The 14864-nt window shown below is 69.6% G+C and carries 12 protein-coding genes; 3 read left to right on the top strand and 9 right to left on the bottom strand.

Going from position 1 to position 14864, the window contains the following annotated elements; translation table 11 throughout:
- Positions 1-140: 140 nt before the first annotated feature.
- Positions 141-1496 carry an RNA 5'-3' helicase PhoH2 gene (gene phoH2, locus BM204_RS12190; RefSeq protein WP_371863252.1) on the bottom strand — a complete coding sequence of 452 codons (1356 nt, stop codon included), beginning with the start codon at positions 1494-1496 and terminating at the stop codon, positions 141-143.
- Positions 1497-1807: 311 nt separating this feature from the next.
- The gene (locus BM204_RS12185) at positions 1808-2581 is read right to left on the bottom strand and encodes an isoprenyl transferase (RefSeq protein WP_091113669.1); all 774 of its coding nucleotides are present in this window, start codon (positions 2579-2581) and stop codon (positions 1808-1810) included.
- 92 nt (positions 2582-2673) lie between these two features.
- On the opposite strand from BM204_RS12185, the gene trhA reads away from it, so the two are divergent.
- Both trhA and BM204_RS12175 read left to right on the top strand, forming a co-directional pair.
- Positions 2674-3417, top strand: coding sequence for a PAQR family membrane homeostasis protein TrhA (gene trhA / locus BM204_RS12180; protein WP_091113667.1), 744 nt, complete (start codon positions 2674-2676; stop codon positions 3415-3417).
- Positions 3418-3475: 58 nt separating this feature from the next.
- Positions 3476-3862 (top strand): thioredoxin family protein, encoded by a 387-nt coding sequence (locus BM204_RS12175; RefSeq protein ID WP_091113665.1) that lies wholly within the window; start codon positions 3476-3478, stop codon positions 3860-3862.
- 8 nt (positions 3863-3870) lie between these two features.
- Here BM204_RS12175 and BM204_RS12170 read toward each other — a convergent pair whose 3' ends face one another.
- From BM204_RS12170 to BM204_RS12160, 3 genes are read right to left on the bottom strand one after another with little or no spacing between them, the layout of a single operon-like run.
- Positions 3871-5388 carry an aldehyde dehydrogenase family protein gene (locus BM204_RS12170; RefSeq protein WP_091113663.1) on the bottom strand — a complete coding sequence of 506 codons (1518 nt, stop codon included), beginning with the start codon at positions 5386-5388 and terminating at the stop codon, positions 3871-3873.
- Complete coding sequence (locus tag BM204_RS12165) at positions 5385-6965, bottom strand: GMC family oxidoreductase (protein ID WP_091113658.1); 1581 nt, start codon at positions 6963-6965, stop codon at positions 5385-5387. The genes BM204_RS12170 and BM204_RS12165 overlap by 4 nt, the downstream gene beginning before the upstream one ends.
- Positions 6966-7002: 37 nt before the next feature.
- Positions 7003-8034: a LacI family DNA-binding transcriptional regulator gene (locus BM204_RS12160; RefSeq protein WP_091113657.1), complete on the bottom strand. Its 1032-nt coding sequence runs from the start codon at positions 8032-8034 to the stop codon at positions 7003-7005.
- Positions 8035-8081: 47 nt separating this feature from the next.
- On the opposite strand from BM204_RS12160, the gene BM204_RS12155 reads away from it, so the two are divergent.
- Positions 8082-9467, top strand: a complete 1386-nt coding sequence (locus BM204_RS12155; RefSeq protein ID WP_091113655.1) for a GH1 family beta-glucosidase — start codon at positions 8082-8084, stop codon at positions 9465-9467.
- Positions 9468-9495: 28 nt separating this feature from the next.
- On the opposite strand, the gene BM204_RS12150 is transcribed toward BM204_RS12155, so the two are convergent.
- The 4 genes from BM204_RS12150 to BM204_RS12135 all read right to left on the bottom strand — a co-directional run bounded on the left by BM204_RS12150 (position 9496) and on the right by BM204_RS12135 (position 14831).
- On the bottom strand, positions 9496-10446 hold the full coding sequence (locus BM204_RS12150) for a carbohydrate ABC transporter permease (RefSeq protein WP_091113653.1): 951 nt from the start codon (positions 10444-10446) through the stop codon (positions 9496-9498).
- Entirely contained in the window at positions 10443-11405 is a 963-nt protein-coding gene (locus BM204_RS12145) for a carbohydrate ABC transporter permease (protein ID WP_218031189.1), read from the bottom strand. Before BM204_RS12145 ends, BM204_RS12150 begins: the two co-directional genes overlap by 4 nt.
- A gap of 116 nt (positions 11406-11521) precedes the next feature.
- The gene (locus BM204_RS12140) at positions 11522-12907 is read right to left on the bottom strand and encodes an ABC transporter substrate-binding protein (RefSeq protein WP_091113651.1); all 1386 of its coding nucleotides are present in this window, start codon (positions 12905-12907) and stop codon (positions 11522-11524) included.
- A gap of 238 nt (positions 12908-13145) precedes the next feature.
- Positions 13146-14831, bottom strand: a complete 1686-nt coding sequence (locus BM204_RS12135) for a ribonuclease J (protein ID WP_091113649.1) — start codon at positions 14829-14831, stop codon at positions 13146-13148.
- Between the last annotated feature and the right edge of the window lie 33 nt (positions 14832-14864).

Below are 14864 nucleotides of genomic sequence, written 5' to 3'. Positions count from 1 at the left end.
GGAAAGATCTCGCTCTACCCTGCATGAACACTGGGGGACGTGCAAACCAAACCACGGAACCAGGGGACAAATCTGTGGAGAGTCGGGCCACACCGTGCCCCACGGGTCACAACGGACCCACGGGGCACGGTGGACACCAGTCAGACCGTGACGTTCTCCAACATCTCGGTGACCAGCGCGGCGATCGGCGAGCGCTCGGAGCGGGTCAGGGTCACGTGGGCGAAGAGGGGGTGGCCCTTGAGCTTCTCGATCACCGCGACCACGCCGTCGTGACGGCCGACCCGCAGGTTGTCTCGCTGGGCGACGTCGTGGGTCAGGACCACCTTGGAGTTGGCCCCGATGCGCGAGAGCACGGTGAGCAGCACGTTGCGCTCCAGCGACTGGGCCTCATCGACGATCACGAACGCGTCGTGCAGCGAGCGACCGCGGATGTGGGTCAGCGGGAGCACCTCGAGCATGCCGCGGTCGAGGATCTCCTCGATCACGTCCTTGGAGGTCATGGCACCCAGGGTGTCGAAGACCGCCTGGCCCCACGGCGACATCTTCTCCGACTCCGAGCCGGGCAGGTAGCCGAGCTCCTGGCCGCCGACCGCGAAGAGCGGGCGGAACACCACGACCTTCTTGTGGTGGCCACGCTCGAGCACCGCCTCGAGGCCCGCGCACAGCGCCATGGCCGACTTGCCGGTGCCGGCGCGTCCGCCGAGGGACACGATGCCGACCTCGGGGTCGAGCAGCATCTCCAGCGCGATCCGCTGCTCGGCGCTGCGGCCGTGGATGCCGAAGACCTCACGGTCGCCACGCACGAGGTGCACCTGCTTGTCGGGACCGACCCGACCCAGCGCCGTGCCCCGGTCGGAGAGCAGCACCAACCCCTGGTGGCACGGCAGGCTGCGGGCGGCCTCGATGTCGAGGACCCCGTCGTCGTAGAGCTCGTCGAGCTCGGCGGCCGCGACCTCGAGCTCGGCCATCCCGGAGTAGCCGGTGTCGGAGTCGTTGATCGCCTCCCCGCGGTACTCCTGGGCGTCGAGGCCCACGGCGGAGGCCTTGATCCGCATCGGCAGGTCCTTGGAGACCAGCGTGACGTCGTGGCCCTCATTGGCCAGGTTGCGGGCCACGGCCAGGATGCGGGTGTCGTTGTCGCCGAGGCGGAAGCCCGAGGGGAGTGCGTTGGGGTCGGTGTGGTTGAGCTCGACCCGCAGGGTCCCACCCATCTCCCCCACCGGCACCGGCTCGTCGAGGCGGCCGTGCTTGACCCGCATGTCGTCGAGCGCCCGCAGCGCCGCCCGGGCGAAGAATCCGAGCTCGGGGTGGTGACGCTTCCCCTCCAGCTCGGTGATCACCACGACGGGGAGCACGACCTCGTGCTCCTCGAACCTGCGCAGCGCCGCCGGGTCGGCCAGCAGCACGCTGGTGTCCAGGACGTAGGTGCGGTTGAGCGGAGCAGCCACCTTGCCCTTGCGGGCCTTCTGCTCGGAACTCTTGGGCGTTGATGCCACGGGACACCCCTCAGGGGACCGCACGCGCACTCGACGCCCGGCCCTAGTCGACGCAGATGGACCGGAGAGTCGCCCGAACACCGGAGTGCCGGCATCCGTCCGGCCGGGACGACATGCAGGCTCGCACCTGCAGTCTCATCCCAGCGAGCTGGTCGTGAGCGATCACGAACGGGCCTCCGATGTGGCGAGCTTCCCCACTCGCCATTGAGCCGAAAGTACGCCCGCCAGGAGCCGATCTGCGACGACACGCCCGAACGCAGGGTGAAGGCTGGGTGACGTCGTGTTGCGTGCCGCGTCCAGGGTCGGGCCGGCTACGACCCGTGACGTCGTTCGCGGTTGGCGTAGGCCCGGATCGCGCGCAGGAAGTCGACGCGCCGGAAGTCGGGCCAGTAGGCCTCGCAGAAGTAGAACTCCGACTTGGCGCTCTGCCACAGCAGGAACCCGCCCAGCCGCTGCTCGCCCGACGTACGGATCACGAGATCGGGGTCGGGCTGGCCCTTGGTGTAGAGGTGGTCGGAGATGTCCTCGACGTCCAAGATGGCGGCCAGCTCCTCCAGGGAGGTGCCTTTGGCGGCGTGTTCGTGGAGCAGGGAGCGGACGGCGTCGGCGATCTCGCGTCGCCCGCCGTAGCCGACCGCGATGTTGACGAGCATCCCGTCGACGTCGCGCGTGGCCTCGGCGGCGGCCTTGAGCCGCGCGGAGGTCGCGGCGGGCAGCAGGTCGAGCGCCCCCACGGGGTGCAGCCGCCACTTGCGCTGGTCGGCCAGCGAGTCGACGGCCTCCTCGATGATCTCCAGCAGCGGCGTGAGCTCGGCCTCGGGGCGGTTGAGGTTGTCGGTCGAGAGCAGCCACAGCGTGACGACCTCGATGCCGACCTCGTCGCACCAGCCGAGGAGCGGCTCGATGTTGGCGGCTCCGGCGCGGTGCCCGTGAGCGGTGTCGCGACCCACCTCCTTGGCCCAGCGGCGGTTGCCGTCGAGCATCACCCCGACGTGCTGGGGCAGGTTGTCCGGCATCCGGCGCAGGATCCGGGACTCGTAGGCGGGGTAGAGCACGCTCCTGAGCCCACGCTTCCAGTCCGCCATGTCCTGATCGTAGGGGCTCGGGACATCGCGGGGATCGTGACCTGTTCGGCGCCGATCCGTGGCAGCTCACGCGTAGTGGGTACCTTGGAGTCATGGACTCGACCCGACGCCACGCCAACGAAGCGGTTCGCGCCGGGCTCGACCATCTCGGCGACGTCGTCAGCGAGACCCTCGCCGAGGTCAAGCCCCGGCTGCGTGGGTGGCTGCACCTCGCCCTGACCCCGTTGGCCCTCGCCGGCGGGATCGTGCTGATCGTGCTCTCCCCCGACACCACCACCCGCTGGGGCTCCGCTGTCTTCGCCGCCAGCGCCCTGCTGCTCTTCGGTGTGTCGGCGATCTATCACACGGGGTCCTGGTCGCCACGGACCTGGCAGACGCTGCGACGCTTCGACCACGCCAACATCTTCGTGCTCATCGCCGGCTCCTACACCCCCCTCACGCTGATGCTGCTCGAGGGCACGCAGCGGGTCGTGCTGCTGACCACCGTCTGGGCCTGCGCCATCCTCGGGGTCCTCTTCCGGGTGTTCTGGACCGATGCCCCGCGCTGGCTCTACACCCCGATCTACATCGGCATGGGCTGGGCCGCGGTCTTCTTCATCCCCGGTTTCATCGACGGGGCCTCCTCACGCCTCGGCAACGGCCCCGGCACGGCGGTGCTCATCCTGATCGCCGTCGGTGGGCTCTTCTACACCGCCGGCGGCATCGTCTACGGCTTCAAGAAGCCCAATCCGTGGCCGCAGTGGTTCGGCTTCCACGAGGTCTTCCACACCTTCACGATCCTGGCGTTCGTGAGCCACTACGTCGGCGTCTCGCTGGCCACCTACACCCTGCGCTGAGCCACCGCCCAACCGCCGCCGACGTGACGGGCCTGGGGTGTCGTCGTACGGTGGAGACATGGCCACCATCGAGCTGACCAACGACAACTTCACGTCTCACGTCGAGAGCGACGACATCCTGCTCGTCGACTTCTGGGCAAGCTGGTGCGGTCCGTGCCAGCAGTTCGCCCCGACCTACGAGGCCGCCTCCGAGGTGCACACCGACGTGACGTTCGGGTCGATCAACACCGAGGAACAGCACGAGCTCTCCGCCGCAGCCGGGATCCAGTCGATCCCCACGCTGATGGCCTTCCGCGAGGGGATCCTGGTCTTCGCCCAGCCCGGCGCGCTCCCACCCGCCGGCCTCGAGCAGGTCATCGCCGGGATCAAGGGGCTCGACATGATCGACGTACGACGCCAGATCGCTGCCGCCGAGGGCGAGGAGCAGGACGGCGCGACGGGCTGAGCCTGCGCTCAGTCCTTCGGGATCGTCGTGCCGCGACCGTGCAGCATCGTCATGATCGTGGCGAGCTGCTGGTCGGCCTTCGCCGTGCGCCCGAACGACGTGAGCGCCATGGCCGGCTTGAAGCGCTGACGCGCGATCGCCTTGGCGTAGGTGAACTCACGCAGGCCGTCGGGGCCGTGGATGCGCCCGAAGCCGGAGTCGCCCACCCCACCGAAGGGCAGCGACGGGATCGCGGCGAAGCTGATGATGCCGTTGATCGCGGTCATGCCCGACCGGATCCGCTCGGCGATCTCCATGCCGCGGGACTTGGAGAACACCGTCGAGCCGAGGCCGTACCGGGTCGCGTTGGTGCGCGCGATCGCCTCCTCCATGTCGCGCACGCGCGCCACCGTGACGGTGGGGCCGAAGGTCTCCTCCTGCACGGCGAGCGAGTCCTCCGGCACGTCGACGAGGATCGTCGGCTGCACGAACCGCTCCCCCACGGCGTCGAGGCCGCCGACGACCGCACGGCCACCCCGGTCGAGCGCGTCCTGGATGTGGCTGCGGATCACGTCCATCTGCCGGGGCATCGTGATCGGGCCCATCTGCGAGCCGGGGCTCGCGTCGGCGTGCAGGTCGCGCGCCTTCTCGGTGAGCACGGACATGAACTGGTCGTAGACCCGGTCGTGGACGTAGACCCGCTCCACCCCCGCGCAGGTCTGGCCGGCGTTGGAGCAGGCGCCCCACAGCGTCGCGTCCGCCGCGGCCTCGAGGTCGGCGTCGGCGTCGACGATCACGGCGTCCTTGCCGCCCGCCTCGATGATCACCGGCACGAGGTTCTCCGCGCAGGCCGCCATGACCCGCTTGCCGGTCGCGGTGGAGCCGGTGAAGGCCACCTTGTCGACACCGGCGCGACACAGCGCGGCGCCTGTGTCGCCGAAACCGGTGACGACCTGGAGGACCGGCCGGCCGACGGTCTCCTGGAACGTGCGGGCCAGCCACTCGCCGACGCCGGGGGTGTACTCGCTGGGCTTGAAGACGACCGCGTTGCCGGCGGCCAGGGCGTAGCCGATCGAGCCCATCGGCGTGAAGACCGGGTAGTTCCACGGGCCGATGACCCCGACGACCCCGAGCGGGCGGTACTCCACGGACGCGGCCTGGTTGGCCATCAGCAGCCCGGACGGCACGCGCCGCCGCTTGAGGACCTTCTCGGCGTGCCCGCCGGCCCAGGCCAGGTGGTCGATCGCCAGCGCGGCCTCGAGCATCGCGTCGCCGTGGGGCTTGCCGGTCTCCTGGTGCATCAGGTCGGCCAGCTGCGCGAGACGTCGCGTGATGACCCCCTTCCACGTGCTCAGGTGCGTCGCCCGTGCGTCGTAGGACAGACCCGCCCACCAGGTCGCGGCGTCGCGGGCGCGAGCCACCGCGGCCTCGACCTCCTCGGCGGTGTGGACCGGGTGGATGCCGACCACGTCGCCGGTGATCGGGCTGAGCGACTCGAACGTCGCCGTGGCGAGGGGGGCTGCGGGACGGTCCTGGATCTCGGTCATCGGTTCTTCCTGATCTCGTCGGCGGCCTTCTCGGCCACCATCACGGTGGGGGCGTTGGTGTTGCCTCGCGGCACGGCGGGCATGACGGAGGCGTCCACGACGCGCAGTCCCTCGACGCCGCGGACCTTGAGCCGGGCGTCGACGACGGCGTCCTCGCCGTTGCCCATCGCGCAGGTGGCGACCGGGTGGTAGAGCGTCTGCGTCCAGGTGCGAATGTGCTCGAGGAGGTCCTCGTCGGTCGGGTGGTGGGGCAGGTTCCACGGTCGGTCGATGTAGTTGCTCAGGGCACCCTGCGTCACGATCTCGAAGGTGCGACGGGCTCCCGCGAGGAGGGCGTCGAGGTCCGTCTGGTCCTCGAGGTAGGCCGCGTCGATGGCGGGGTGCCACGACGGGTCCGCCGAACGCAGCCGGATCGATCCACGGCTCTGCACGGAGACCAACGTCGGGGCGGCGGTGAACATGCGGCTCGTGGGCTCGCGCAGGCCGTTGTCGTAGAAGCCGGCCGGAGCCGCGTGGATCTGGATGTCCGGTGCGCTGAGCCCCTCGCGACTGGCGAAGAACGCACCGGCCTCGCCGACGTTGGAGGCCAACGGGCCGGTGCCGCGCGCCTTCCAGCGGATGAAGTTGGTGAGGTTGTTGAGCTGGCCCAGGTCGGTCGTTCCGCGGGTGTACCAGAGCAGCGGGGTCACCGGGTGGTCCTGCAGGTTGGCGCCCACTCCGCTGAGCTCGACCTTGGTCTCGATGCCGACCTCGGCGAGGTGGGTCGCCGGGCCGATGCCGGAGAGCATCAGCAGCTGCGGGCTGTTGACGGCGCCGCCGCAGAGCAGCACCTCGCGGGAGGCGTGGACGGTGTGCTCGGCGCCGGACTGGCGGAAGGTCACGCCGGTGGCGCGCTCGCCGGAGATCTCCAGCCGCGAGGCGAGGGCGCCCGTCGTGACCGTCAGGTTGGGACGCGTGCGGGCAGGACGGAGGTAGCCCTCGTTGGTCGACCAGCGCCGACCCTGCTTGCAGGTGACCTGGAAGAGCCCGGCACCCTCCTGCTCGGCGCCGTTGAAGTCGTCGGTCGGCTTGTGCCCGGCGCTCACCGCGCTCTGCACGAAGAGGTGGCTCAGCTCGTGGCTGTAGGTGCGGTCCTCCACGTGCAGCGGGCCGTCCTGCCCGTGCAGCGGCCCGCCGAGGCGGGTGTTGCCCTCCGAGCGCACGAAGTAGGGCAGGACGTCGTCGAAGCCCCACCCCTCGGCGCCGTACTGGTCACGCCAGGAGTCGTAGTCGGCGCGGTTGCCGCGGATGTAGATCATCGCGTTCATCGACGAGCAGCCACCGAGGGCCTTCATCCGCGGCCAGTAGGCACGACGTCCGTGGAGCTGCTTCTGCTCGGTCGTGGAGTAGTTCCAGTCCCACTTGGTCTTGAACATCGTGGGGAACGCGGCGGGGATCATCACCTCGTCGGCGTCGGCCTCACCTCCCGCCTCGAGGAGGAGCACGGTGGTGCCCGGGTCCTCCGTGAGTCGCGCGGCGAGCACGGCGCCCGCGCTCCCGGCTCCGACGATGACGTAGTCGTACGTGTCCTGCGGCATGTGTGACGCCCTTCACCTTGAGGTCCTGGGGCAGAACCTACCCGCGCGTAGGTTGCGCCGACAGACCGATCTCAGCGGTCGTCCCGCGCACCACCAGCTCGGTGGGGAGCACGACGTGCTCGGGCTCCTCGACCGTCGCCACGCCGAGGCAGCGCAGGATGTGCCGGCCGGCCACCGCCCCCTGCTCGCTGACCGGCTGGCGGACCGTGGTGAGGTCGAAGTAAGGAGCCATCTCGTGGTCGTCGATCCCGATGACCGACCAGTCCTCGGGCACCCTCACCCCGCGCTCGCGGCTGGCGCGCAGCACCCCGATCGCCATCTCGTCGGAGGCGCAGAAGACCGCGGTCGGGCGCTGCGGGAGGTCCAGCAGCGCGTTGCCTGCCTGGCGACCCCCGACGAGGGTGAAGTGCCCCTCGGTCTCCAGCGCGGGGTCGTGCTCGATCGCGTGCTCGGCCAGCATCTCCCGGTAGGCGCGTCGCCGCGCCCTCGGTGTCGCGAAGTCGAGGCCCTCGTCGACCAGGCTGCCGACGTAGGCGATGCGACGGTGCCCCAGCTCGATCAGGTGCCCCACGGCGGTGCGGGACACCGCCACGTCGTCGATCCGCACGCTGGGCCACTGCGGCACCTCGGCGCCGAGGATCACCACCGGGCAGGCCTGCTGGGTGAGCCACGCGACCTCCTCCGCGGTGGGGCCCAGGCCGAGGACGAGGATCGCGTCGACCCGCTTGGTCAGGACATGGGTCTGGAGAACCCGGTGGCGCGTGCCGACGTCGCCGGCGAGGTTGTAGAGCAGCACGTCGAAACCCTGGGCGCGCAGCACCTGCTCGGCGCCGTCGACCACCATCGCGAAGAACCACCGGGTCACGAACGGCACCACGATCGCGATGGTGCCGGTGCGCCCGCTGGCCAGGCTGGCCGCGTGCGGGGACGGGACGTAGCCCAACCGCCGCGCGGTCTCGATCACCCGGTCGCGGGTCTCCTGCGAGACCCGGGGCAGGCCGCGCAGCGCGCGGGAGACCGTCGCGGTGCTCATGCCGACCTCGCGGGCGACGTCGTCGATGCTGGTCATCGTCGCGGGCCTCCTCTCTGGTCCGGCGAGGAGAATACGGTGGCCTCATGACCCACGTCGCACCCTCGCGCCTCCCGGACGGATCGACCCTCGAGCTCGGGACGGCGACCGCGTCCTACCAGATCGAGGGCGCGACGACGGAGGACGGCCGGGGGGCGTCGATCTGGGACACCTTCACCCAGCGGCCGGGAGCGGTCCGCGACGGCAGCGACGGAGCGGTGGCCTGCGACTCCTACCACCGCTCCGAGGAGGACGCCGACCTGGTGGCCGGCCTCGGCGTGGACTGGTATCGATTCTCGGTCGCCTGGCCGCGCATCGTGCCCCGCGGCACCGGACAGGTGGAGAGCCGCGGGCTGGACTACTACGACCGCCTGGTCGACAGCCTGCTCGCGCGGGGCGTGAAGCCGACCGCGACGCTCTACCACTGGGACCTCCCCCAGCCCCTCGAGGACGCCGGCGGCTGGCTGGTGCGCGAGACGGCGGAGGCCTTCGCCGACTACGCGATGGTCGTGCACGAGCGGCTGGCCGACCGGGTCGGGCTGTGGGCGACGCACAACGAGCCGTGGTGCGCGGCCTACCTGGGCTACGCCGCAGGCGTGCACGCACCGGGTCGGCGCGAGGGCGGCCTGGCCCACCGGGCCGCCCACCACCTGATGCTCGGCCACGCGATGGCAGCGGAGCGGATGCGCGCCGCAAGCCCGTGCGACGTCGGGATCGTGCTCAACCTGGCCCCGATCTGGCCCGAACGTCCCGAGCGTCCCGAGGTGGCCGAGGTCGCCGACGGCGTCGACGCCGTGCGCAACCGGGTCTGGCTGAACCCGCTGGTCGACGGGGCCTACGACGAGGGCTTGCTCCGTGTGGCTCCCGAGCTGGCTGACCCCGAGCTCGTCCGCGACGGCGACCTGGAGCTCGTCCACGGCTCGGCCGACTGGGTCGGCATCAACTACTACACGCCGGTGCGTCCCGACCTGCCCGGAGCCGACGCCGCGACCCACGACCACCCCGAGGGGCAGGCCTACCCCGGGGTGCCGTCGTTCGACCTGGTCGTGCGCGAGCCCGTGACCGACATCGGCTGGGAGGTCGAGGCGGCCGGGCTCGAGGAGCTGCTGGTCGAGACCGCCCGGCGCACCGCACTGCCCGTGCTCGTCATGGAGAACGGTGCGGCCTACGCCGACCGCGCTGTCGTCGACGGCCGGGTCCAGGACGACGACCGGATCGCCTACCTGCGCGACCACCTCGCCGCCACCGAGCGCGCCCGCGCGGCCGGGGCGGACGTGCGCGCCTACGTCGTGTGGACGCTGCTCGACAACTTCGAGTGGGCAGAGGGCTACACCAAGACCTTCGGCCTCGTCCACATCGACCCCTCCGACCAGACCCGCACGCCGAAGGCGTCGTACGACTGGCTCGCCGCGGAGGCCCGCTCGCGAGCCTGAGGCTCCGGCAGGCTCCATCGCGACGACCTCAGCCTTTGACGCTGCCGGCGAGGAGACCCCGCACGAAGTAGCGCTGGAGCGACAGGAAGACGATCAACGGGACCGCCAGCGACACGAACGCACCTGCCGAGAGCAGGTGCCAGTCCTGGCCACGCTGACCGGAGAGCTCCGCGAGCCGCACCGTGAGTGGCGAGATGTCGAGGCTGCCGCCACCGAAGACCAGCGCGACGAGCAGGTCGTTCCACACCCAGAGGAACTGGAAGATCCCGAAGGCCGCGATCGCGGGCATCATCAGCGGCAACATGATCCGACGGAAGATCTGCACGTGGCCGGCGCCGTCGACGCGGGCCGACTCGATCAGCTCGGCCGGGATCTCGCGCATGAAGTTGTGCAACAGGAAGATCGCCAGCGGGAGCGCGAAGATCGAGTGCGAGAGCCAGATCGTGTAGAGCCCGCCACCGGGGGCGTCGGCGCCGGCGAGCGGCATCAGGTTGAACGGCGGCTGCACGTAGGCCGAGAGCAGCGGGATCATCGTGACCTGGATCGGGACGATCTGGAGCGCGAAGACGGCCACGAACAGGAAGTTGCGTCCCGGGAAGCGCATCCACGCGAACGCGTAGGCGGCCAGGGTCGCCAGGCTGATCGGGATCAGCACCGAGGGGATCGTGATGACGACCGAGTTGATCAGGTAGGTCCCGAGGTCGGTGTCGGAGCCCGAGATCACGGCGCGGTAGTTGTCGAGCGTGACGTCGGGGCTGGCGAAGAACTCCCACCAGCCCGAGGTCTTGACGTCGGTCTCGGGCCGGAAGGACGAGACGAACAGGCCGAAGGTCGGCACGGTCCACAGCAGCGCGATGACGATCGCGGCGACCGAGGCCCAGCGGCTCGTCAGCCCGGTGTGCGCCGCCTCCGACGTCGTACGACGGGGGGCGTCGCGGCCGGGATCGGCCTCGGGCACGATCGGAGCGATGGCGGTCATCGGGCCTCAATCCTTCGCATCTGACGGATGTTGTAGATGACGATCGGGGTCACCAGGACGAAGATCAGGACCGCGAGAGCGGCACCGAGCCCCTGGTTGAAGGAGCGGAAGCTCTGCACGTAGAACTCGTAGGCGAGCACGCTGGTCCCGAAGTTGCCGCCGGTGCTGGTGCGCACGATGTCGAAGACCTTGAGCGTCGAGATGCTGATGGTCGTGAGCACCACGATCAGCGACGGACGGATGCTCGGGACGGTGATGTAGCGGAACATCTTGAGCGCCGAGGCGCCGTCGAGGCGGGCCGCCTCCATGACGTCCTCGGGGATCGCCTTGATCGACGCCGACAGGATCGTCATCGCGAAGCCCGCCTGGACCCAGATCATGATGACGATCAGGAAGAGGGTGTTCCACGGCTCGGTGAGCAGGAAGCGGTAGGTGTCGAAGCCCACGCTCTTGAGGATCTGGTTGACGACGCCGATCTGGTTCTCGTCGGTGCCGCGGTAGTCGTAGACGAACTTCCAGATGATCGAGGCGCCGACCAGCGAGATCGCCATCGGCAGGAAGATCAGGGCCTTGGCGAACTTCTCGAACTTCGCGCGGTCGACGAGGACGGCATAGACGAGCCCGACCAGCGTGGCGGCCAGCGGCGTGAGGACCACCCAGATCGCGGTGTTGCGCAGCACTTGGAGCTGGTCACCGTCGGTCACGATGGTCTGGTAGTTGTCCAACCCGACGAACGTCGTGCCGGCCGCGTCGTAGAACGACTGGTAGATCGTCTTGATCGCGGGGTAGAGCAACCCGGCCGCGATCAGCAGCAGGGACGGTGCGAGGAACGCCGCGGTCTGGAGCCGCTCCCCGGCCCGGGATCGGAGCCGGGAGGTCAGCACGAGGATCACGCCCATGACGCCGAAGAACAGCGCCACCGCGATGCCCATCTGCAGGAGCTTGTCGGTGGTGGTCACGCCTCACCCGTCCTTGTCGTCTTCAAGGGGTCTGGTCTTGCCGATCCGTGGTGCCTGGTGAGCCGGACCGGGCCGCGGTGGTGACACCGCGGCCCGGTCCGATCAGGGGCCGACCCCTAGGAGGTGGGCCAGGACGACTCGACGTTGGCCAGGGAGTCCGCGGTGCTGGCACCGGTGATCCAGGACGTCATCTCGCTCCAGAAGGAGCCGGCGCCGACGGCACCAGGCATCTGGTCGGAACCATCGAAGCGGAAGACCGCGTCGGGGTCCTGCAGGGTCGAGGCCGACAGCTGGTCGATCGGGCTGACCAGGTTGTTGATGTCGAGACCCTTGTTGGAGCTGACCCAACCACCGGCGGTGGTGGCGATGGCCTTCTCGTTGGCCCACACGTCGCTGGAGAGGTAGGTCTGGAAGGCCTGGACCTCAGGTGCGTCGGAGAACGCGGCGACGAACTCGCCACCGCCGAGGACGGGCTTGCCGAAGTCCTCGTTGGTCGTGGGCAGGTAGAACGCGAAGACGTCGCCGTCCTCGGCGACGGTGGTCGTCTCGGGGTCCCAGTTGGCGGCGTAGAAGCTCGCCTGGCGGTGCATGGCGCAGTCACCCTCGACGATGGGCAGACCACCCTCCTGGAAGGGGGTGGTGGCGATCGACTTCACGTCGCCGATGCCACCGTTGACCATGTTCTCGTCCTTGAGGACCGAGCCCACACGGTCGAGGGCCTCCGCGATGGCCGGGTCGTCGAAGGCGATCTCGTGGTTGACCCACTGGTCGTAGACGTCGGGGCCGGCGTCACGCAGGACGGCGTCCTCGAGCCAGTCGGTGACGACCCAGCCGGTGGCCTCGCCGGACTCGATGCCGGCACACCAGGGCTTGACGCCCGACGCGGCGATGTCCTCGGAGAGGGCCATCATGTCGTCCCAGGTCTCCGGGACGGTCCAGCCGTTCTCCTCGAACATGCCCGGGGAGTACCACACGAACGACTTGACGTTGGCGCCGAGCGGGGCGGCGTAGAAGGTGTCGGCGACGGTGCCGTAGGACTTCCAGTCCTCACCGAAGAACTCATCGACGTTGGCCGAGACGGAGTCAGGCGCAGGGACAACCTTGTCGGTCTGCTCCACGAGCGTCTTGAGCAGGCCGGGCTGTGGGATGTAGGCGATGTCGGGGGCGTTGCCGCTGCGCACGCGCACGACGAGCTGCGCCTCGAACTCCTTGGAGCCCTCGTAGTTGACGGTGGCCCCGGTGCACTCCTCGAAGAGCTTGTAGGAGTCCTTGTGAGCCTGGTCCTCGGGGGCGATGATCGAGGTGTAGACGTTGACCTCGCGATCGCTCAGGTCGCCGAACTCGGTCAGCTGCTCGCAGCCGGCCTTGCCCTCGCCGGGCGACGTGCCGCCGGCGGTCTGGGACTCTCCGTCGGTGCTGTCCTCGGCACAGCCGGCCAGCGCGATCCCGGCCAGGAGCAGCGCGGAGGCTGCTGCGGCGCGGCGCTTGTTGCGTGATGACATCAGTGTTCCCTCTCTGGGTCTTCGTCGACGACCGTCGGACACCTCTGGGGATCGATCGTTGCGACGCTAGGTATGCAAGCGCTTACACACCGGGCAGGTCAAGGGATAGGAGTCACGATTCTGTAACGCACGTCACATCCGAGGTTCCACCGTCCGAGATCGCCGAAGCGGCGCGATGGTGCAGATCTGCGTGCAACATCGCGCCGACTCGGCCGGCGGTGTGGTGCGAGCCCGAGGGTCAGGCGTCGATGACGATCGGGATGATCAGCGGGCTGCGCCGGAACGTCTTGTGCGCCCAGCGGCCCACGTCGCGCGCCAGCATCTGCTCGAGCTGGCGGGCGTCGCCGATGCCCTCGGAGGCGGCCCGCGCCAGGGTGCGCTCGATGACCGCGGTGGCGGGGTCGAAGGCTCCCTTCTCGTGCACGAAGCCACGCACCAGGAAGTCCGGCGGATCGGCCAGCGCGCCGGAGTCGGCGTCGACGATCGCGAGGACCGTGACGACGCCCTCCTCGGCGAGCGTGCGTCGGTCCTTGAGCGTCGCCTCGGTCACGCCGCCCACGGTCTGTGCGTCGACGTAGATGTTGCCGGCGGCCACCTTGCCGGTGACCGACACCTTGCCGTCGACGAGGTCGACGACCACGCCGTCCTCGGCGAGCACGACGGTCTTGGGGTCCATGCCGGTGCTGATGGCAAGGTCGGCGTTGGCGCGCAGGTGGCGGTACTCGCCGTGGATCGGCATCACGTTGCGCGGCTTCACGATGTTGTAGCAGTAGACCAGCTCACCGGCGCTGGCGTGCCCCGACACGTGCACCTTGGCGTTGCCCTTGTGGACGACGTTGGCGCCCCAGCGGGTCAGGCCGTTGATGACGTTGGAGATCGCGTTCTCGTTGCCGGGGATCACCGAGCTGGCCATCAGGATCGTGTCGCCCTCCCCGACGCGGATCTTGTGGTCGCGGCTGGCCATGCGCGACAGCGCGGCGAGCGGCTCACCCTGCGAGCCGGTGCAGATCAGCGTGGCCTTGTTGGGGGCCATCCGCTCGAGCTGGTCGAGCGGCACGATCAGGTTCTCGGGGACCTTGAGGTAGCCGAGGTCCTTGGCCACGCCCATGTTGCGCACCATGGAGCGGCCGACGAAGGAGACCTTGCGGCCGTGGGCGTGCGCGGTGTCGAGCACCTGCTGGATGCGGTGCACGTGGCTGGCGAAGCTGGAGACGATCACCCGGCGCGGCGCGGTGCGGAAGACCTGCTCGATGGCCGGCGCCAGGTCGCGCTCGGAGGTCGTGAAGCCGGGCACCTCGGCGTTGGTGGAGTCGGTCATGAACAGGTCGACCCCCTCCTCGCCGAGCCGCGCGAACCCGCGCAGGTCGGTGATGCGCTTGTCGAGGGGGAACTGGTCCATCTTGAAGTCACCCGTGGCCAGCACGAGGCCGGCCGGGGTGCGGATCGCGACCGCGAGACCGTCAGGGATGGAGTGGTTGACCGCGAGGAACTCCAGGTCGAACGGCCCGTACGTCGAACGGTCACCCTCGGCGACCTCGTTGCGCACCGGCCGGATCTGGTGCTCCTTGAGCTTCTCGGTGATCAGCGCCAGCGTGAGCTTGGAGCCGATGAGCGGGATGTCCTTGCGCTCACGGAGCAGGTAGGGGACGCCGCCGATGTGGTCCTCGTGGCCGTGCGTGAGCACGATGCCGACGATGGAGTCGAGGCGGTCCCGGATCCAGCTGAAGTCGGGCAGGATCACGTCGACGCCGGGCTGGTGCTCCTCGGGGAAGAGCACCCCGCAGTCGACGATCAGCAGCTTGCCGTCGTACTCGAAGACGGTCATGTTGCGACCGATCTCGCCGAGGCCGCCGAGCGCGACGACGCGCAGGCCGCCCTTCGGGAGTGCGGGTGGCTTGTGCAGCTCTGGGTGGGGATGGCTCATGTCGAGCTCCGATCTGGTTCTGATGTGGTGCGA

The organism is Nocardioides psychrotolerans (genome assembly GCF_900113685.1).
GTDB classification, from domain to species: domain Bacteria; phylum Actinomycetota; class Actinomycetes; order Propionibacteriales; family Nocardioidaceae; genus Nocardioides; species Nocardioides psychrotolerans.
The sequence above is the reverse complement of the archived record's forward strand: the minus strand, read 5'-3'. Positions and strand labels throughout refer to the sequence as shown.